The 18,186-nt window shown below is 61.8% G+C and carries 22 protein-coding genes and 1 pseudogene; 18 read left to right on the top strand and 5 right to left on the bottom strand.

Features of this window, described 5'->3' with window-relative positions:
- The first annotated feature begins 6 nt into the window (after nt 1-6).
- From flbD to N8A98_RS13275, 4 genes and pseudogenes are all read left to right on the top strand, one after another.
- Nucleotides 7-1,373 (top strand): annotated as a pseudogene (flbD, locus tag N8A98_RS13290) (sigma-54-dependent transcriptional regulator FlbD).
- Nucleotides 1,374-1,425: 52 nt separating this feature from the next.
- The gene (gene flhA, locus N8A98_RS13285; protein ID WP_262165995.1) at nt 1,426-3,561 is read left to right on the top strand and encodes a flagellar biosynthesis protein FlhA; all 2,136 of its coding nucleotides are present in this window, start codon (nt 1,426-1,428) and stop codon (nt 3,559-3,561) included.
- A 2-nt stretch (nt 3,562-3,563) separates the two neighbouring features.
- A complete protein-coding gene (locus tag N8A98_RS13280; protein ID WP_262165993.1) occupies nt 3,564-3,842 on the top strand; it encodes a putative quinol monooxygenase in 279 nt (92 codons plus the stop codon).
- 128 nt (nt 3,843-3,970) lie between these two features.
- The gene (locus tag N8A98_RS13275) at nt 3,971-4,543 is read left to right on the top strand and encodes a histidine phosphatase family protein (protein ID WP_262165991.1); all 573 of its coding nucleotides are present in this window, start codon (nt 3,971-3,973) and stop codon (nt 4,541-4,543) included.
- Between the two features lie 16 nt (nt 4,544-4,559).
- Here N8A98_RS13275 and N8A98_RS13270 read toward each other — a convergent pair whose 3' ends face one another.
- Nucleotides 4,560-4,757 carry a DUF2934 domain-containing protein gene (locus N8A98_RS13270; RefSeq protein WP_262165990.1) on the bottom strand — a complete coding sequence of 66 codons (198 nt, stop codon included), beginning with the start codon at nt 4,755-4,757 and terminating at the stop codon, nt 4,560-4,562.
- Nucleotides 4,758-4,872: 115 nt separating this feature from the next.
- Here N8A98_RS13270 and N8A98_RS13265 point away from each other — a divergent pair, with 115 nt between their 5' ends.
- The gene (locus N8A98_RS13265; protein WP_262165988.1) at nt 4,873-5,256 is read left to right on the top strand and encodes a VOC family protein; all 384 of its coding nucleotides are present in this window, start codon (nt 4,873-4,875) and stop codon (nt 5,254-5,256) included.
- Here N8A98_RS13265 and N8A98_RS13260 read toward each other — a convergent pair whose 3' ends face one another.
- Nucleotides 5,257-5,868, bottom strand: a complete 612-nt coding sequence (locus N8A98_RS13260) for a LysE family translocator (RefSeq protein WP_262165987.1) — start codon at nt 5,866-5,868, stop codon at nt 5,257-5,259.
- A gap of 146 nt (nt 5,869-6,014) precedes the next feature.
- Here N8A98_RS13260 and N8A98_RS13255 point away from each other — a divergent pair, with 146 nt between their 5' ends.
- The 8 genes from N8A98_RS13255 to N8A98_RS13220 all read left to right on the top strand — a co-directional run bounded on the left by N8A98_RS13255 (nt 6,015) and on the right by N8A98_RS13220 (nt 11,494).
- A complete protein-coding gene (locus N8A98_RS13255) occupies nt 6,015-7,073 on the top strand; it encodes a zinc-binding metallopeptidase family protein (protein ID WP_262165985.1) in 1,059 nt (352 codons plus the stop codon).
- Between the two features lie 32 nt (nt 7,074-7,105).
- Nucleotides 7,106-7,561: a GNAT family N-acetyltransferase gene (locus N8A98_RS13250; protein WP_262165984.1), complete on the top strand. Its 456-nt coding sequence runs from the start codon at nt 7,106-7,108 to the stop codon at nt 7,559-7,561.
- Between the two features lie 354 nt (nt 7,562-7,915).
- Nucleotides 7,916-8,524 carry a PRC-barrel domain-containing protein gene (locus N8A98_RS13245; RefSeq protein WP_262165982.1) on the top strand — a complete coding sequence of 203 codons (609 nt, stop codon included), beginning with the start codon at nt 7,916-7,918 and terminating at the stop codon, nt 8,522-8,524.
- Nucleotides 8,525-8,596: 72 nt separating this feature from the next.
- Nucleotides 8,597-9,523: a PRC-barrel domain-containing protein gene (locus N8A98_RS13240; protein ID WP_262165981.1), complete on the top strand. Its 927-nt coding sequence runs from the start codon at nt 8,597-8,599 to the stop codon at nt 9,521-9,523.
- A 105-nt stretch (nt 9,524-9,628) separates the two neighbouring features.
- Complete coding sequence (locus N8A98_RS13235) at nt 9,629-10,006, top strand: SecDF P1 head subdomain-containing protein (RefSeq protein ID WP_262165979.1); 378 nt, start codon at nt 9,629-9,631, stop codon at nt 10,004-10,006.
- Between the two features lie 35 nt (nt 10,007-10,041).
- Entirely contained in the window at nt 10,042-10,449 is a 408-nt protein-coding gene (locus N8A98_RS13230) for a cytidine deaminase family protein (RefSeq protein WP_262165978.1), read from the top strand.
- A gap of 106 nt (nt 10,450-10,555) precedes the next feature.
- A complete protein-coding gene (locus N8A98_RS13225; protein WP_262165976.1) occupies nt 10,556-10,801 on the top strand; it encodes a hypothetical protein in 246 nt (81 codons plus the stop codon).
- A gap of 57 nt (nt 10,802-10,858) precedes the next feature.
- The gene (locus tag N8A98_RS13220) at nt 10,859-11,494 is read left to right on the top strand and encodes a LysE family translocator (protein ID WP_262165975.1); all 636 of its coding nucleotides are present in this window, start codon (nt 10,859-10,861) and stop codon (nt 11,492-11,494) included.
- 57 nt (nt 11,495-11,551) lie between these two features.
- Here N8A98_RS13220 and fliJ read toward each other — a convergent pair whose 3' ends face one another.
- A complete protein-coding gene (gene fliJ / locus N8A98_RS13215) occupies nt 11,552-11,962 on the bottom strand; it encodes a flagellar export protein FliJ (RefSeq protein WP_113120138.1) in 411 nt (136 codons plus the stop codon).
- Nucleotides 11,963-12,014: 52 nt separating this feature from the next.
- Nucleotides 12,015-13,343, bottom strand: a complete 1,329-nt coding sequence (gene fliI, locus N8A98_RS13210) for a flagellar protein export ATPase FliI (RefSeq protein WP_262171974.1) — start codon at nt 13,341-13,343, stop codon at nt 12,015-12,017.
- Nucleotides 13,344-13,775: 432 nt separating this feature from the next.
- On the opposite strand from fliI, the gene ctrA reads away from it, so the two are divergent.
- The 5 genes from ctrA to N8A98_RS13185 all read left to right on the top strand — a co-directional run bounded on the left by ctrA (nt 13,776) and on the right by N8A98_RS13185 (nt 17,822).
- Nucleotides 13,776-14,483 (top strand): response regulator transcription factor CtrA, encoded by a 708-nt coding sequence (gene ctrA, locus N8A98_RS13205; protein ID WP_113120136.1) that lies wholly within the window; start codon nt 13,776-13,778, stop codon nt 14,481-14,483.
- A gap of 121 nt (nt 14,484-14,604) precedes the next feature.
- Nucleotides 14,605-15,120: a DUF2867 domain-containing protein gene (locus N8A98_RS13200; RefSeq protein ID WP_262165972.1), complete on the top strand. Its 516-nt coding sequence runs from the start codon at nt 14,605-14,607 to the stop codon at nt 15,118-15,120.
- Between the two features lie 88 nt (nt 15,121-15,208).
- Nucleotides 15,209-16,075 (top strand): alpha/beta fold hydrolase, encoded by an 867-nt coding sequence (locus tag N8A98_RS13195; RefSeq protein ID WP_262165970.1) that lies wholly within the window; start codon nt 15,209-15,211, stop codon nt 16,073-16,075.
- Between the two features lie 29 nt (nt 16,076-16,104).
- The gene (locus N8A98_RS13190) at nt 16,105-16,464 is read left to right on the top strand and encodes a YciI family protein (protein WP_262165969.1); all 360 of its coding nucleotides are present in this window, start codon (nt 16,105-16,107) and stop codon (nt 16,462-16,464) included.
- A gap of 98 nt (nt 16,465-16,562) precedes the next feature.
- Nucleotides 16,563-17,822: an RNA polymerase sigma factor gene (locus N8A98_RS13185; protein ID WP_262165967.1), complete on the top strand. Its 1,260-nt coding sequence runs from the start codon at nt 16,563-16,565 to the stop codon at nt 17,820-17,822.
- Here the strand turns inward: N8A98_RS13185 and N8A98_RS13180 are convergent.
- Nucleotides 17,819-18,184, bottom strand: coding sequence for a response regulator (locus N8A98_RS13180; protein WP_113120131.1), 366 nt, complete (start codon nt 18,182-18,184; stop codon nt 17,819-17,821). The genes N8A98_RS13185 and N8A98_RS13180 overlap by 4 nt on opposite strands.
- Between the last annotated feature and the right edge of the window lie 2 nt (nt 18,185-18,186).

Genomic DNA, 18,186 nt, shown 5'->3' with positions numbered 1-18,186 from the left:
GGAACCATGCGTCTCCTCATTATCGGGGCCCTTGAAGGTCAGCTCAGCACCGCCACCAAAATGGCCATGGATGGCGGCGCCAAGGTAGCCCACGCTCCCTCCATCGAAATCGCCCTGGCGGCCCTTCGCGCCGGCCGCGGCGCCGATCTGCTACTGGTCGATGTCATGATGGACATTGCCGGGCTGATCGCGGGCCTTGAAGCCGAGCGCATCGCCATTCCCGTCGTCGCCTGCGGCATCGAGACCAATGCGGCCGCCGCCGTCAACGCCATTCGCGCCGGCGCCAAGGAATACATTCCCTTGCCGCCCGATGCCGAGCTGATTGCCGCCGTCATCGCCGCCGTCGCCCGCGACAGCTCCGAATTCCTCTACCGCGACCCGGCCATGGACCGCGTCGTCCGCATGGCCGAGCAGATTGCCGGCTCTGACGCCTCGATCCTCATTACCGGCGAAAGCGGCACCGGCAAGGAAGTCATCGCCAAGCACGTCCACGCCCGCAGCAAACGCGCTGGCAAGCCCTTCATCTCCGTCAACTGCGCCGCCATCCCCGAAGCCCTGCTCGAATCCGAGCTGTTCGGCCACGAGAAAGGCGCCTTTACCGGCGCCATCGCCCGCCGCATCGGCAAGTTCGAAGAAGCCTCAGGCGGCACCCTGCTGCTCGACGAAATCAGCGAAATGGATGTGCGCCTCCAGGCCAAGCTGCTGCGCGCCATTCAGGAACGCATTATCGACCGCGTCGGCGGCACCAAGCCCGTCCCCGTCGATATCCGCATCCTCGCCACCTCCAACCGCAACCTCAACGAGGCAGTGCGTGAGGGCAGTTTCCGCGAAGACCTGCTGTTCCGCCTCAACGTGGTCAACCTCAAGCTCCCCCGCTCCGCGACCGTCCCGGCGATATCGTGGCTTTGTCCGAACACTTCGTCGCCAAATACGCCAAGGCCAATGGCCTCCCTCCGCGCGCCCTTTCCGCCGAAGCCCGCGACGCCCTGCTCAAGGCTCCATGGCCGGGCAATGTCCGCGAGCTGGAAAACACGCTGCACCGGGCGGTCCTGCTCTCCTCGGGCGATATTATCGGCCCCGACGCGATCGTCCTGCCCGACGGCATGGGCTTGATCGAAGCCGCCAGTGCCGGCAGCCTGTCGGCTCAATTGGCCCAAACCGCCCAAACCATGTCGGCGGCCCTGGTCGGACGCACGGTCGCCGATGTGGAACGCGACCTGATCCTCGACACGCTCGATCACACCCTGGGCAACCGCACCCACGCCGCCAACATCCTGGGCATCTCGATCCGCACCCTGCGCAACAAGCTCAACCAATATGCCGACGAAGGCACCAACGTGCCCGACCCCGGCGAGAGACGGTCAGTGGCTTGATGAATATTGGGCCGACCACAAATCCCGCGCCTAACGCTGGTGATCAAATCTCATGACTGACCTCCCAGCCGGCCGGCCCCGCCCAGCCTTCAAGATCCCCACCGCTGCGTCAGTCTTCGACCTGCTCCGCTCGGGCGATATCGCGCTCGCTGCCGGCGTCATGGGCCTTATCGTCATTCTCATCGTGCCGATGCCGCCGCTGCTGCTCGATGCGCTGCTGGCTGTCTCCATCGTCTTTTCCGTGATGATCCTGATGACGGCCCTGTTCATCCAGAAGCCGCTCGAATTCTCGTCCTTCCCGACGGTCCTGCTCATCGCCACCATGCTGCGGCTGGGCTTGAACCTGGCGACCACCCGCCTCATCCTCTCGGACGGGCACACTGGCACCGCCGCCGCCGGACACGTCATCGAGGCCTTCGGCCACTTCGTCATGCGTGGCAATTTCATCATTGGTGTCGTGGTCTTCGCGATCCTGGTGATCGTCAACTTCATCGTCATCACCAAGGGTTCCGGCCGCATCGCCGAAGTCGCCGCCCGTTTCAACCTCGATGCCATGCCTGGCAAGCAGATGGCCATCGACGCCGATCTCAGCTCAGGCCTGATCGATGAAGCCACCGCCAAGCAGCGCCGCGCCGATCTCGAAGGCGAAAGCGCCTTCTTCGGCAACATGGACGGCGCCAGCAAGTTCGTGCGCGGCGACGCCATTGCGGGCCTGATCATCACCTTCATCAACGTCGTTGCCGGCATGATCATCGGCATGATGCAGGAAGGCCTCTCCATCCAGGAGGCCGGCAATGTCTATACCCTTTTGACCATCGGCGACGGCCTGGTCTCCCAGATCCCCGCGCTGATTGTCTCCACTGCCGCCGGCATCCTGGTCTCCAAATCCGGCGTGACCGGCTCGGCCGACAAGGCCCTTTCGGCCCAGTTCACCGGCTATCCCCGCGCCTTGGGCATGTCCTCGGCCGTCATGGGCCTGCTCGCCTTCCTGCCCGGCATGCCGGTCATCCCCTTCCTCGCCATTGCCGGCGGTGTCGGCTACCTGGCCTGGCGCTCGGCCAGCAAGAAGGACGAAAGGCAAGCGGAGGTCGATCTGAAGTCGGCCATTGAAGCCAGCAAGCCCGGCGGCGCCAATGCCCCCGCCACCGAAGCCCCGATTTCCGACAGCCTCAAGATCGACGAACTCAAGCTCGAACTTGGCTATGGCCTGCTCAGCCTCGTCAAGGAAGACGAAAACGGTTCTGATCGCCTCACCGAGCAGATCAAGGCGCTGCGCCGGCAACTGGCGACCGAACTGGGATTTGTCATGCCCCCGGTCCGCATTCTCGACAATATGCAGCTCGAGCCCAACGACTACAAAGTCCGCATCAAGGAAGTCGAAGCCGGCCACGGCCAGATTTTCGCCAATCAGCTGATGGTCATGGACCCCATGGGCAACCAGATCGACCTGCCCGGCCACCACACGACCGAACCCACTTTCGGCCTACCCGCCACCTGGATCGAGCCGGCTCTGCGCGACGAAGCCGAACTGCGCGGCCTCTCCATCATCGATCCCTCGACGGTCATTTCCACGCACCTGACGGAAGTGCTCAAGGCCAACGTTTCCGACCTGCTCAACTACGCCAATGTGCAATCCCTGCTTTCGGGCCTGCCCAAGGATCAGCAAAAGCTGGCCGAAGACATCATCCCTGGCCTCATTTCGGTCTCGGGCGTCCAGCGCGTGCTGCAGACCCTGCTCACCGAGCGCATCTCGATCCGCGATCTCTCCACCATTCTCGAAGGCATTGCCGAAATCGCCGGCCCCGGCCGCTCCACCCAGATGATTGCCGAGCATGTCCGCTCCCGTCTCGCCCGCCAGATCTGCGCCGCCAATCTGGGCCCCGACGGCAACCTGCCGCTGCTCACCCTCTCCCCGCAATGGGAGCGCGATTTCGCCGAAGCCATGGTGGGCGATGGCGACAACCGGCACCTGGCCATGGCCCCATCCCGCCTGCAGCAATTCATCGCCGGCATCCAGCAGGGCTATGAACGCGCCGCCCAGATGGGCGAGCTGCCCGTGCTGATCACCTCCCCCTCGATCCGCCCCCATGTCCGCGCCATCATCGAACGCTTCCGCCCCCAAACGGTGGTCATGAGCCAGAACGAAGTCCACCCCCGCATCCGCCTCAAGACGGTGGGAAGCATCTAGCCATGGGCAAAGTCTACCTGACGGGCCATCTGGAAGTGCCGCCCGACCGCATTGAAGCGGTCATCGCGGCCCTGCCCGCTCACATCGCCCTCACCCGTGCTGAACCGGGATGTCTCGCCTTTTCCGTCGCCCAAAACCCAGACAATCCCACCCATTTCCTGGTCAGCGAAATCTTCGCCAACCAATTCGCCTTCGACGCCCACCAGGCCCGCACCGCCACCTCCGCCTGGGCCGAGATCACCGCCGGCCTGCAACGGCACTATTCCATCCGCACGGAATAGCGCCTTCTTCCCTCCCTCGCCCCTTGAGGGAGAGGGACAGAAATTCTGCGTTCAGCAGAATTTCAGGGTGAGGGGTTCTGCGCGTTCCCATGCTTAAATCCAGGCAGAACCACGGAGAGTTACCCCCAATGACCCTCTACCTCCTCCGCCACGGCGAAACCCTCTGGAACACCCAAAGCCGATTCCAGGGTCAATTGGACTCTCCCCTAACCCCGACCGGCATCGCGCAAGCCGATCTAGCAGCTCGCCGCCTTGCCGAAGAAATCCCCAACCCCGACTGCTTTGAACTCCATATCAGCCCTCTCGGTCGCGCCCGCCAAACCGCCGCCCGCGTAGCCGCCTTCATCCCCCTTCCCGCCAAGGAAGAGGCCCGACTGATAGAAGTCACCATCGGATCTTGGGACGGGATGACCCTCTATGAAATAGACCAGGAGCATCCTGGCGCCCTAGACGGCACTGACGCATTCGATTGGTATTTTCGCTCGCCAGACGGCGAAACTTTCGAGCAAATTTGTGCTCGCGCCAAATCCTGGCTGGCCGACACTGTCTCCACGCCCACAATCGCCATATCCCACGGGCTGACCGGCAGGATTATCCGCGGCGTCTATCTGGGGCTCTCGCGACGCGAAGTGCTTACCTTGCCCGTTCCCCAGAATGGCTTCTATCGGCTAGAAGCTGGTCGAGCGGACTTCATCGAATAACTATTGAGGCGCGAAACTACTGCAGCAGATGTCCCGGCAGCAATGGCGGCTTTTTTATCTCGGTGTCTTCCTTGGACAGATCGAGCTGGTCCTCGCGCGCCAGTTCTTCCTCGGCGCGGCGCCAGAACTCCTGGTCCCGGCCCTGCGGCCATCCAGCCCGCTCCCATAGCAGATAGGCCCGGTTGCGAATTTTTCCTTCATCCCATCCGATCATCTTTCATCTCCGCGACATGGGTTGATTCAACTAAAACGCTTGGCAGGGGGGCCAGGTTGCCCAGGTTGGAACCACCTGGCCACCGCGTTCATTGCTCATCAAACGGAGTGAAATCATGTACAAGCCTGCCGGCCACAACAGCCTTTCCCCCTACCTGATCGTCAGCGACGCCAAGCCGGTGCTCGATTTCATCAAAGCCGTATTTGGCGACGAGCCCACGCTGGAGCATCGCGACGAGAGCGGCGCCTTGCGCCATGTCGAATTCAAGATCGACGATACCGTGCTGATGCTCGGCCAGGCGCCCGGCGCCACCAGCAGCGCCCATATCCACGTCTATGTTCCCGATGTCGACCAGAGTTTCGAGCTGGCCCGCGCCGCCGGCGGCAAGGTGGTGCAGGAACCCACCCAGAAGGACGACGCCGATCGCCGCTGCGGCATCACCGACCCTTCCGGCACCACCTGGTGGCTCGCCACCACCCAGGGCTTCAACAACGCCTGATTATCGCTCCGTCAGCGCCAGCCGCGCGCCCAGCAGTACGAACGCCCCGGCAAATGTCCGCCGCATCCACGTCATGATGGCCGGCCGGCTGATAACCTGTCCGCGGATCGATGCGGCAAACAGCCCATAGAGTGCGAACACCACAAAAGTCATGCCCATGAACACCGCGCTCAATTCCAGCATTTGCGGCAGCGCATTGGGCGCATCCGCCGGCACGAATTGCGGCAGGAAGGCAAAAAAGAAAATCGACAGCTTGGGATTGAGAATGTTGATCAGCACGCTTTCCACGATCACCTTGCCCGCCGATTTATGCGCCACATCCTGTTCGACGCTGAGCGCACCGCTTTCGCGCAACGTGGCCCAGGCCATATAGAGCAGATAGGCGACGCCCAGATATTTGATGATTTCAAACGCCAATGCGCTGGTGTGCAGGATCGCCGCCAGACCCGTGATCGCCGCCAGCATATGCGGCACGATCCCCAGCGTGCAGCCAAACGCCGCCACCGCGCTCGCCTTTGCGCCCCGGCTCAGCCCAGCTGCGATGGTGTAAAGCGCGCCCGTGCCCGGCGATACGACCACGATCAGCGTGGTTATCAAAAATTCGATGCTCATGCCCTACCCCCAGCGCTGCAGCCTTGTGATCTTATAGCAGATCATGCCCATAATGGCTTCGCCTGCACACCCCACGCTCACCACTCTCCCCCGCGGAACACCACGCTCCCTCGCGCATTATTCGCCTACGACTTGGGGCAAGCTCAATGAAACTCTTCGTCTGCGACCATTGCGGCAACACCGTCTATTTTGAAAATGCGGTGTGCGAACGCTGCCGCCACCAGCTCGGCTATCTGCCCGATCGCAATGCCTTGGTGTCACTGGTCGAGAGCGGTGGTCATTGGAGCAGTCCGGTCTTTCCCGGCGAGGCCTATCTGTTCTGCGAGAACGCCCGCCATGGCGCCTGCAATTGGCTGGTCCCTGCCAATCCCGGCGGCGACGTCTATTGCGCCGCCTGCCGGCACAATGACACCATTCCCGCCCTTGCCGATCCGAGCAATCTGCTACGCTGGCAAATTATCGAGCGCGCCAAGAAGCGCCTGTTCTATTCCTTGCTGCGCCTGCATCTGCCGCTGCGCACCCGGACTGAGGACCCCGCGCACGGGCTTTCCTTCCGCTTCCTGGCCGATATGCCCATCGAACCCGTCCCCGTGATGACCGGCCATGATAGCGGCATCATCACCATCGCCCTGGCCGAGGCCGACGATGCCGAGCGCGAAAGCCGCCGCACCGCCATGGGCGAGCCCTATCGCACCCTGCTCGGCCATTTCCGCCACGAAATCGGCCACCACTATTGGGACCTGCTGGTCGCCAACACATCAGCGCTCGAGCGCTTCCGCGCCCTGTTCGGCGATGAAACCGCCGACTACGCGCAAAGCTTGGCCACCTACTATGCCACTGGCGCTCCTCTCGGCTGGCCGCAAACCCATATCAGCGCCTATGCCAGCGCCCATCCCTGGGAGGATTTTGCCGAAACCTTCGCCCATTACCTGCACATCACCGATACGGTCGAAATGGCCGCCGCCTTTGGCGTCCGTGCCCGTCCCAAGACTGCAGATGAATCCCTGGCCGTGGGTGTTGATTTCGATCCCTACACCACACCTGATATGCAGACCGTGGTCGACAACTGGATTCCCCTGGCGTCAATGCTCAACAATCTAAACCGCGCCATGGGTCATCCCGACGCCTATCCCTTCATCCTCACGCCCCAGGTGATCGAAAAACTCGGCTTCGTGCATGATCTGGTGCATGGGCAAATGACCTAGCCACCCCGCCATCGCATCGCTATTCTCCGCCCATGTCCGACATCACCATCCTCACCGCCCCGCCTTTCTCCACGCTCTGCAATGCCGCCTTCGCGCTGCGCCGCGAAGTGTTCGTCTGGGAACAAAAAGTCCCCGAGGCGGAGGAAAACGACGCCGACGATCTCACCGCCACCCATTTCGTCGCCATTCTCGAAGGCGAAGTGGTCGGCACGCTGCGCCTGCTCGACAAGCCCGAGCACATCAAGATCGGCCGCGTCGCCGTGCGGGCCAGCTTCCGTGGCAAGGGCATAGCCAAGGCTATGATGCTGGCTGCCATGAACTACGCCAAAGCCCAAGGCCGCGAGCGCTTCTATCTCACCGCTCAATCCGACAAGCTCGGTTTTTACGAACGCCTGGGCTTTGCCGCCTTCGGTCCCGAATTTCAGGATGGCGGCATGCCCCACCGTGCCATGCGCAGCTATGACCGCGACACGGCGGCCTTGAGCTAGCTTGGATTACATTGCCGCCGTTAACCAGTTAGCAACCCATTAAGCCTGCCGAGCGGTCCCGCGTGCCCCGCCATCACTGCTGCGCTATGGTCGGCGATGTCGGGAGCACTGCGCGCCGCCTGGTTGCGCCGCGTGCTCCAAGAACGAAAAACCGCCCAGGGAGGCGGAGAAGGCCGGCCTCGCCTGAGAGCCGGTCTTTTCATTTGGTTCCCCAAAAGCCACGAAAAATCGGTGCGGAACATCTCGCGCACTCGTGACGTTGACCCCTCATAAATGGGCCGCACGGTGCGCCACCTCGCAAGTTTTGCACCGTACGGCCCTGTTCACCGAACCGATGAACCTAAGGAGCCTACAATGATCCGCACCCTGTTGACCACTTCGGCGCTAGCCCTGCTGCTTGCGGCCCCCGCGATCGCACAGGAAGCCACCCCGCCGGCCCCGGACGCTCCGGCGACCACTGAAGCCCCGGCCGCTCCTGCAGCGCCCGCCGCTCCGGCTCCGGCCGATTCTGTCGATACCGGCGCCGCCCAGACCACTGACGTCAATGAACCCTGGGACATGTCGGCCGGCTACACGGCTGCCGATACCGATAACCTCGGCACAAGGCTGATCGGCCAGCCGGTCTATTCGTCCAGCGGCGACGACGCCGAAGAAATCGGCAATGTCTCCGATATCGTGTTTGACGAAAGCGGCCAGATCACCGCCGTGGTGATCGGCGTCGGCGGGTTCCTGGGCATTGGCGAAAAGGCCGTGGCCGTGGACTTCAGCCAGCTCGAATTCACCCTAGCTGGCGACAATACCGAGCGCTGGGTCCTGCCCACCACTGCCGAAGCCTTGACGGCGGCCCCCGACTTCGTTTGGGCGGAGGATGAGCCGGTCGATACCACGGCTCCCGCCGATGGCGCGGCGCCTGCTGCCCCTGCCGATGGTGGCGCCATGGCGCCGGCCCCAGCAACCAACTGACCCCTTCGGGGATTATGAGCGTGAGGGCCGGCCTTCGGGCCGGCCCTTTGCATTCCGGCTTAAGGATAATTCATGCGCCACTTCGTCACCGCCTCTGCCCTCGTCCTGCTGCTGGCCAGCTCCGCCTATGCTCAGGACACTGCGCCTTCTCCCGCCACCCCCAGCGAGCTCGAACAAAGCGGCCTCACGCCACCAACCGTGCTCTCCGAAGGCTATGCGGCCGACGATCAGGACGTGCTGGTGACCAAGCTATTGGGCCAGAAGGTCTACACTTCGGTGGCGGACAATGCTCGTGAGGTCGGCACCATCAACAACATGGTCATCACTTCGGGCATGGGAATTTCCGCCGTGGTGATCGGCGTCGGCGGCTTTCTGGGCATTGGCGAAAAAGACGTTGCGGTCGACTTCGCCGAGCTCACCTGGGCCGAGCGCGAGGATGGCACCCGCCGCTGGGTGCTTGAGACCACCGAGGAAGAACTCTCCGAAGCTCCTGCCTTCATCTGGACCGACAGTGAGGAAGCCACCGGCAAGCCCGCCCTCACCACCCAGCAGGAGCAAAACCAGCTGGTCGACGGCAATCCCAACGCCACCCCTGTCGCCCCTTCCCTCACCACCGACCAGCCGGAGCGCCCGATCATCACCACGACGCCCGACCGTTCCGGCCTGACCAATGTCGACCAGGCCGATCTCAGCGCCGACGACCTCCGCGGCATCCCGGTTTATGGTCTCAATGACGAGCAGATCGGCACCATCAGCGATGTCGTCCTCACGCCCCAGGGTAATTCGGACGCCATCATCGTCGATGTCGGCGGCTTCCTGGGCCTCGGCGCCAAGCCAGTCGCGGTCGGTTTTGAAAACCTGACCTTCTCCTCCGACACCAATGGCCAGCGCTACCTCTTCCTCAATACCTCCCGTGATCAGCTCGAAACCCAACCCGCCTACGATCCGCAAACTTATGAAGCCGAACGCGCCACCCAGCGCATGGTGATCACGCCTTGATCTCACGGTGAGGTCTCTGGCTGCCGAGCCTCCCCAGCAGGGGAAAGGGCTCGGCGGACAAATCAGCCGCTAACCCTCCGGCCGATTCCGCGCTACCATCCCGCCATGTTCCGCTACATCCTCCTCATCGCCATCGCGTTTGTGGTCACCCTTGCCCCCGCCATAGCCAAGCCAATTCGCCTCATGGTCGAATTCGCCAAGGTCGTCACCGATCCCCTCTCCGGTTTCGACAACCTGCAGATCGAGCTCACCCCTGCCAGCCAGCAAGCCATTGCCGAGTTCACCACCGAACATGTCGGCAAGACCATCGATGTCAGTATCGACGGCAAGATCATCAATTCCCCCACGATCCAGTCCCCCATCCTGGGCACCAGCATCATGCTCAGCGGCCCCTATTCGGTCCACGAACTGCAATTGATGGCCAACCAACTCACCGACAAAACCTCCACCGTCGAAATCGACCTCGCCAAAAAGCAGCGTTAGGACGCGCCCGTGCCCCGCCATATTGCGCAGCCTCCATGAAAAACATCGACCTCATCGAGCAGGCCGCCCAACTGCTCAAGCCCCATCGAACCACCGCCGGCCGCCTGTTTGGCGACGTCGGTGCCGTGGTGGTCTCCGGCACCGGCAAGGTCTATGCCGGGGTCTGTGTCGATACACCCAGTTGGGGCCTTTGCGCCGAACGTAATGCGCTGGCCGCGATGATCACGCAGGGCGAATACCGCATCAAACAAGTGGTCGCCGTCTGGCGAAACGAACAGACCGGCCAACTTCACGTCCTGCCGCCCTGCGGCGTCTGCCGCGAATTCATGCGCCAGATCGACGACGCCAATCTCGACGCCGAGATCATCCTCGACCGCGACCGGACCCAAACCCTGCGCGAACTCCTTCCCGCACACGAATGGCCCAAGCCTCTGGACTTGTAGGCGGACCAAGGGCCCCGCACCGCGCGCGCCACATTAACCGTGGCTCGCGCAGCGTCTGGCGCCCCTCCCCGCCTGTGATACCGTCTCAAAATCGGGGGAGCACCGGATGTATTTTGGGAAATGGCCGGCAAGCGGCATCCTGCAATTGGTCATCGCAACGGGAATGGGCTTCCTGATGTTTACCCGCGACAATGGCCCACGCTTCAACAGAACCAAGCCAAGTTTCTTGGAGGAGTTCCAGAGCGGAAATCCATCCGATTTCGCTGTTCTCTTCGTACTCGGCTGGATCATCGTCATTGGCTACGCAATTGCCGTCACCATCATGGATTATCGCAGAAATCAGGGCCTCTGATATCGGCGCCCTTCAAAGCCGCAGCCCATAGCAAGCCACACCAACCAGCGAGCGCGAATGTTCGACGCCGACAGCCTCGCCCTCTTCGCCCTGACCGCTGCGTCACTCATCCTGACGCCCGGCCCGGCCAAACTTCTGCTGCTATCCATCTCAGCATCGCGCGGCTTCCCGGCCGGCATGAGACTCGCCCTCGGCATTTTCCTGTCTGACGCTATTCACGTGACCCTCGTGGCCCTGGGCTTGGGCACCCTGATCATTGCCAATGGCAATCTGCGTGTGGCCATCGCTGTCCTGGGCGCTGCCTGCCTTGCCTATTTCGCCTATCTCTATGCGAAAAAAGCCATACGCGGTTCCCTCGCTAATCCTCGCCCAGAGCGTGTCGGATCGGATACTGAATTGATCAGCATGGGCCTGCTGCTCAATCTCTTCAATCCGCTGGCCATGGCATTCTATGTCGGCCTATTGCCGCAATTTGCCGATCCAACTCTATCCATCCCCGCGCCAATCCAATTGGCCATCTATGGCGGGGCCCTGGTGGCCATCTTCCTGGCCGTTCACACAATCCTTGCCCTGCTCGCCTCGACCTTCAAACGCACAACGGTTTCCCCGCTGTGGTTCCGGGCTAGCTACGCGCTAGCTGCTGCAGTCCTGCTGTGGCTGTGCGCCAGAATGCTCATCGGCACCTTCGCCTGAGCCAAAAACAAAAGGCCCGCATCAGCGGGCCCTTCCGCATTCCATTCCAAAACCATCTCAGTTGCGGAAGCGCAACCGGCCGATTTCGTCATATTCGGCCTGCTCGACCTTGAGCTGATCGGCGGCTTCGCGCTGGTGTTCGCGCTGGTCGAGTAGCTCGACCTTTTTCAAATCTTCGATGGCTTCCGCCAGGGCGTCCTGCGCCGTTTCGAGCTTGCTGCGCATATCGGTGGCCGAGGCCAGCAGATTGTCGCGCCGCGCCATGGCGGCCTTGGCAAAGGTGGAATAGGCGAAATGGGCCACGTCCGAAATGCCGGTCTTGGTCTGCTCGATTTCGATCTGCTGGTCGAGTTCGCCGGCCATGCGCTCGAAGTCGTTGACCATCATTTCGATCTGGCTGACCTGGCGGCGCTTTTCGTCCACCTGGAACTTCTTGAGCCGTATGAGGCTCTCGCTGCGCGATTTCAAGACCTGTACTCCTTACACATCAAGTCAGTTCCAGGGCCAATACACAGCCCCTTCAGACCGCTGCGCCTGCCTCGGCCACAATCGCCTCGAGCATTTTATAGCCCTCGGCAATTGTCGTCGTCTCTTCCCGGCTCTGGCCCAAAAAAGCCTCAAGCGCGGGATAGACAGCAATCGCGCGGTCCACTTTCGGATCTGACCCTTTCCGGTAAGCCCCCAGCCGGATCAGTTCCTCCATGTCCGAAAATATGGACATGAGCTCTCGCGCCTTGGCCAGGACCGGTCGCACATCGACCGGAACGCACCCTGGCATGGTGCGCGAGATGGACCGGAGCACGTTGACTGCCGGGTAACGACCCCGTTCGGCAATCCCGCGCTCCATTACGATGTGCCCATCAAGAATGCCGCGAACGGCGTCCGCAATGGGCTCATTGTGATCATCACCTTCTACCAAAACGGTAAAGAGACCGGTAACAGAACCCGTTGTCGGTGTTCCCGGGCCGGCCCGTTCCAACAATCGTGGCAATTCCGTGAAAACCGTGGGCGGATAGCCCTTGGCCGTTGGCGGCTCCCCGATGGCGAGGCCTATTTCGCGCTGCGCCATGGCAAAGCGGGTCAGGCTATCCATCATGCACAGCACGCGCTTGCCCTGGTCGCGGAAGAATTCACTCAGCGCTAGGCTCATATAGGCTGCCTGCCGGCGCATCAGCGCTGCCTCGTCGGACGTGGCCACCACCACCACCGCATGGGCCAGCCCCTCCTCGCCCAGATATTCCTGGATGAATTCATGAACCTCGCGGCCCCGTTCCCCGATCAGCCCGATTACCGCCACATCCACATTGGTATTGCGCGCCAGCATGGACATAAGGACAGATTTACCCACGCCCGAGCCCGCAAAAATGCCCAGCCGCTGCCCCTCGCACACGGTAGTAAAGGTATTGAGGCACCGCACCCCTAGGTCGAGCGGCTCGCCCACCCGCACCCGGTCATGCGCCAAAAGCGGGTTTTGCTGCAGCGGATAAGCTACTGCCCCGCGCGGCACCGGCCCCTTGCCATCGATCGGCTCGCCATTGGCATTGACCACCCGGCCCAGCCAGCCTTCCGATGGAAACGCCGCCCCGTCATGGCGCTGGAACACCGCCTTGCAGCCCAGCCGCACCCCGGCCAACTGCCCAAACGGCAGGCACAGTGCATGCCCGCCCTTGAAGCCGATGATCTCGGCGGCCAGATGCTCGCCATTGACCGTCTCGATTTTGACGCGCCCACCCACGCGCAATTCGCGCACGGGCCCGACGATTTCCATCAACAGGCCCTGCACGGATTTGACCCGGCCGAACACTTCGACATCGTCGATGGCATCGATGGCTGAAATCAGCGCCTTCATCGGTTCAGACCCGTTCATCACTGTGGCAGGACATGGTTTCCGCCGCCGCATTTGCAGCTGCCGCCGCGAATCAGATGGTAACGCAACGTTAAGCAAAAAGCTGTATTCCCAGTGTCGGGGCACTCCGTTTGCGCCGTGCCGCGCACCCTGCCCTAAACCCCTGACATAGCCGCGATTGCACGAGTCGACAGAGTCGCTTGCAACACCTTCTTAAACCATTTTCTTAAGAAAAATTGATAGAATTAACCCTTAAATTTCAATAACTTAAACTTAATTCATCCTAATGCCGTTTGCGTATTGCAGAACCGAATTAAACTTTGTTAACTATTTGGGCTTAGGGTTCAGTCATATCCAGTAGGGTTGGACATGAGGCGGCAGCCACCCGCCGGACCTCATGTGTTCCAGCAGGAACGAATGACAAGGGGAATATTAATGCGGGTACTCCTTATTGAGGACGACAGCGCAACTGCGCAGAGCATCGAATTGATGCTCAAGTCCGAAAGCTTCAACGTCTACACCACCGATCTCGGTGAAGAAGGCGTCGATCTCGGAAAACTCTACGACTACGACATCATCCTTCTGGATCTGAACCTGCCCGACATGAGCGGTTACGAGGTGCTCCGCACCCTCCGCGTCGCCAAGGTGCAGACCCCGATTCTTATCCTATCCGGCCTGGCCGGCATCGAGGATAAAGTACGCGGCCTCGGCTTCGGCGCCGATGACTATATGACCAAGCCGTTCCACAAGGACGAGCTGGTTGCCCGCATCCACGCCATTGTCCGCCGCTCCAAGGGCCACGCCCAGTCGGTCATCTCGACCGGCGAGCTGACCGTCAACCTCGACACCAAAACCGTCGAAGTCCAGACTCAGCGCGTGCACCTGACCGGCAAGGAATACCAGATGCTGGAGCTGCTTTCGCTCCGCAAGGGTACCACGCTCACCAAGGAAATGTTCCTCAACCACCTCTATGGTGGCATGGATGAGCCCGAACTCAAGATCATCGACGTGTTCATCTGCAAGCTGCGCAAGAAGCTTTCCGTTGCAACCGGCGGCAAGAACTACATCGAAACCGTCTGGGGCCGCGGCTATGTGCTGCGCGAGCCCGACGAGAGCGAAGCCTATTCCGAAAACGTCGCCTGATCAGCCGCTGCGGGCGACCGCATCGCCCACTGCGACAATTCACCAGCCCCGTGCGACAGTGTCGCGCGGGGCTTTTGTTTGCCCCCTAAGCTAGATTTTCCGTTTCAAGACGGAGAACAGCATGGCCAAGGCTTTTCGCTACCCGCCGGATGGCGCCCTGATGGGATATTTTAGCGAGGGCGACTTTCTCGACAGCCAAAGCGTGCCCCTGCCGCATCCCGCCCCCGACGCGGCCGGACTGACCATTGCCATCTTCTTCAACATGCCCGGCTGGGCGCGCGTGCTGCTCGGCCTGCGCAATCTGCTGATGACCCCGTTCGGCCTCAAGACCGGCAGCGAAAGCGACATCGCCCCGCCCACCGTCGAGCAGATCAATAGCTGCAGCTATTCCGGCATTTTCGCGGTCCATTCGGCCACCCCGACCGAGGTGATCCTGGGCACTGATGACAAGCATCTCGATTTCCGCGTCTCGATCCTCAAGGACGAAGCCGCCGATTGCGTCAGCCTGAGCACCTGGGTGCGCCCGCATAATCTGTTCGGCCGCGCCTATCTCGCCGTGATCTATCCCTTCCACCGTCTCATCGTCGCCCGCTGCCTCGCCAATGCGCAAAAGCTGGGGCTGACGGTCTCGGACTAACGCCAGTCACAAAAATCTACGCGCTGCCGTCGAATTTGCCATGGACCATTCGTTGTCTTCTCAGAACGCCCAATCTGAGGAGATATCCATGTTCCGCACCACAGCCACCCTTGCCGCCACCATCCTGCTGACATCAGCCGCCTTCGCCCAGCCCGCGCCCAAGGCCGATACGGTCGAAGTCAACGGCATGGAAATGTACTATGAGGTCTCTGGCTCGGGCGACCCGCTGGTCGTGCTGCACGGCGCCTATATGAATATCCCCAGCATGGGCGAAATCATCCCCATGCTCGCCAAGACCCACACGGTCTATGCGCTGGAATTCCAAGGCCATGGCCGCACGACCGACATTGATCGCCCGATCACCTATCCCAATCTCGCCGATGACGTGGCCGCCTTCATGGATTCCGTCGCGCTCGATAAGGCTGACGTGTTCGGCTATTCCATGGGCTCTGCCGCCGCGCTGCAACTGGCCATCCGCCACCCCGAAAAAGTCGATCAGCTGGTGCTCGCCTCGGTCGCCTACGATGTTTCCGGCTGGCAGCCGGCCTTCACCGCCTTCATCCCGCAAATGGCGCCCGAAATGTTCCTCGGCACGCCGATGGAGGACGAATACAAGAAGCTGGCTGTCAACAAGGATGGCTTCCGCGCGCTGGTCGAAAAGCTCATTGCGCTCGAAAAGGAGCCCATGGCCTGGGAAGCTGACGTGAACGCGCTCAAGACCCCCGTGCTGATCATTGCCGGCGATGCCGATGTCTCCACGCTCGAGCACAATGTGGCGCTGTTCCGCCTGCTGGGCGGTGGGGAAATGGGCGATATGGGCCAGCCCCTTTCTGCCTCGCGTCTCGCCATCCTGCCGGCCACGTCGCACACCGCCGTCATCAACCAGCCCGAGCTGCTGCATGCCTTTATCGAGCCCTTCCTCAAGGGCGAAACGCCTGCCGGTTTTATGCCGTAACCCTTTGGAAGGACAAAGAAATGCGCTTCATGATCCTTGTCAAAGCCACGCCGGAAAGCGAGGCCGGCGTCATCCCCTCCGCGCAGGCCTTCGCCGCCATGGACCAATATAACGAGGCCCTGATCGACGCCGGAATTATGCTGCATAGCGAAGGACTTATGGCCTCTTCCAAGGGCACGCGCCTGCGCTTCGACGGCGAGGGGATCACCGTCACCGGCGGCCCCTTCGCCGAAACCCGTGAATTGATCTGCGGCTTCTGGCTCATCGACGTCAAATCCCGCGACGAAGCCCTGGCCTGGTGCCGCCGCATCCCGTTCGAGAATGGCGAAGAAATCGAACTGCGCCAGGTGTTTGAGGCGGCCGATTTCGCTGTTAACGCCGTGGCTTAGCTGATTGCGGACTCATCCCGGCGCGAGCCGGTATGAGTCGGTGGGAACTCCTTCGTCTCCGGCTTGCGCCGTTCGCCTCATCCTGCTTTCATCCCGCCATGACCAGCCAGTCCGAAACCCACAGCGCCATCACCGCCGTCTGGAAGCTCGAACAGCCCCGGCTGATCGCGGGCCTGACGCGCATGGTGCGCGACATTTCACTTGCCGAGGAACTGGCGCAGGATGCCCTGGTCATCGCGCTCAAGACCTGGCCTGACAGCGGCGTGCCCAAGAACCCCGGCGCCTGGCTGACCCAGACCGCCAAGCGCCGCGCCATCGATTATTTCCGCCACAAGAAGATGGCTGCGACCAAGCTGGTCGAGGTCGGCCATGGCATCGAAACCGATATTCCCGACCAGATCGAGACGCTGCACGACGCCCTGGACGACGATGTGGGCGATGATCTGCTGCGGCTGATCTTCACCTCCTGCCACCCCATCCTGCCCGCCGAATCGCGCGTTGCCCTCACCCTGCGCCTGCTAGGTGGGCTCACCACCGAGGAGATTGCCCGCGCTTTCCTCGCGGCCGAGCCCACTATCGGCCAGCGCATCGTTCGCGCCAAAAAGGCCATTGCCGACGCCAAGATCCCCTTCGAAGTGCCGCGTGGTCTCGAGCGGGCGGAGCGGCTCGCTTCGGTGCTGGGCGTGCTCTACCTCATTTTCAACGAAGGCTATTCGGCCACGGCCGGCGACGATTGGATGCGCCCCCAACTCTGCGAGGAAGCCACCCGCCTGGGTCGGGTTCTCGCCCGCCTCGCACCCGACGAGCCGGAGGTGCATGCCCTTGTGGCGCTTATGGAAATTCAGTCGTCGCGGCTGGGCGCCCGTACCGATGCCAAGGGCCATCCCATACTCCTCCAGGACCAGGACCGCGCCCGCTGGGATCAATTGCTGATCCGCCGCGGCCTTGCCGCGCTGGCCCGCGCGGAGGAGCTGGACGGCGCCAATGGCCCCTATGCCCTGCAAGCTGCTATCGCCGCCTGCCATGCTCGGGCCCGTCATGCCGAGGATACCGACTGGCCGCGTATTGTGGCGCTTTATGCAACGCTGGCCCAAGTAACGCCGTCCCCCGTCATAGAATTAAACCGCGCCGTCGCCATTTCCATGGCCGAGGGACCGGCGGCGGCTCTGGCGTTGATCGACACGATCAAGGATGATCCGGCCCTCAAGAACTATCATCTGCTCTATGGGGTGCGCGGGGATATGTTGAGCAAATTGGGCCGGCATACCGAGGCCATGCTGGAGTTCCGCCGCGCGGCGCAACTCACTCATAATGAACGAGAAAAAACCTATCTGCTCAACCGCGCCGAGGCCGGTTAGGCGGCCAGATGCGGCTCGAATTTGGATTCGAGAATCCGCCGGTCGAAGGGTTTCATCATGTAATCGCTGGCGCCGGCCTTGAGCGCCATGGCGATGGCGCCGATGTCGTTTTCGACCGTGCAATAGACAACATGCGGCTTCTCGCCACCCACATAGGCCCGCAATAATTTGAGGAATTCCAGCCCGCTCATGATCGGCATTTGCCAATCGAGCAGTATAGCGTCGGGCATTTCCTGCCGGCACTTGTCGAATGCTTCCTGCCCGTCTTCGGCTTCTTCGACGATATAGTCGAGGTCTTCCAGAATCCGGCGCGCGACTTTGCGCACGACAGTGGAATCATCGACGATCAGGCAGGATTTCATAT

The organism is Devosia neptuniae, from assembly GCF_025452235.1.
GTDB lineage: Bacteria > Pseudomonadota > Alphaproteobacteria > Rhizobiales > Devosiaceae > Devosia.
Note: the sequence above shows the minus strand (reverse complement) of the source record. Positions and strands in the feature narration are given on the sequence as shown.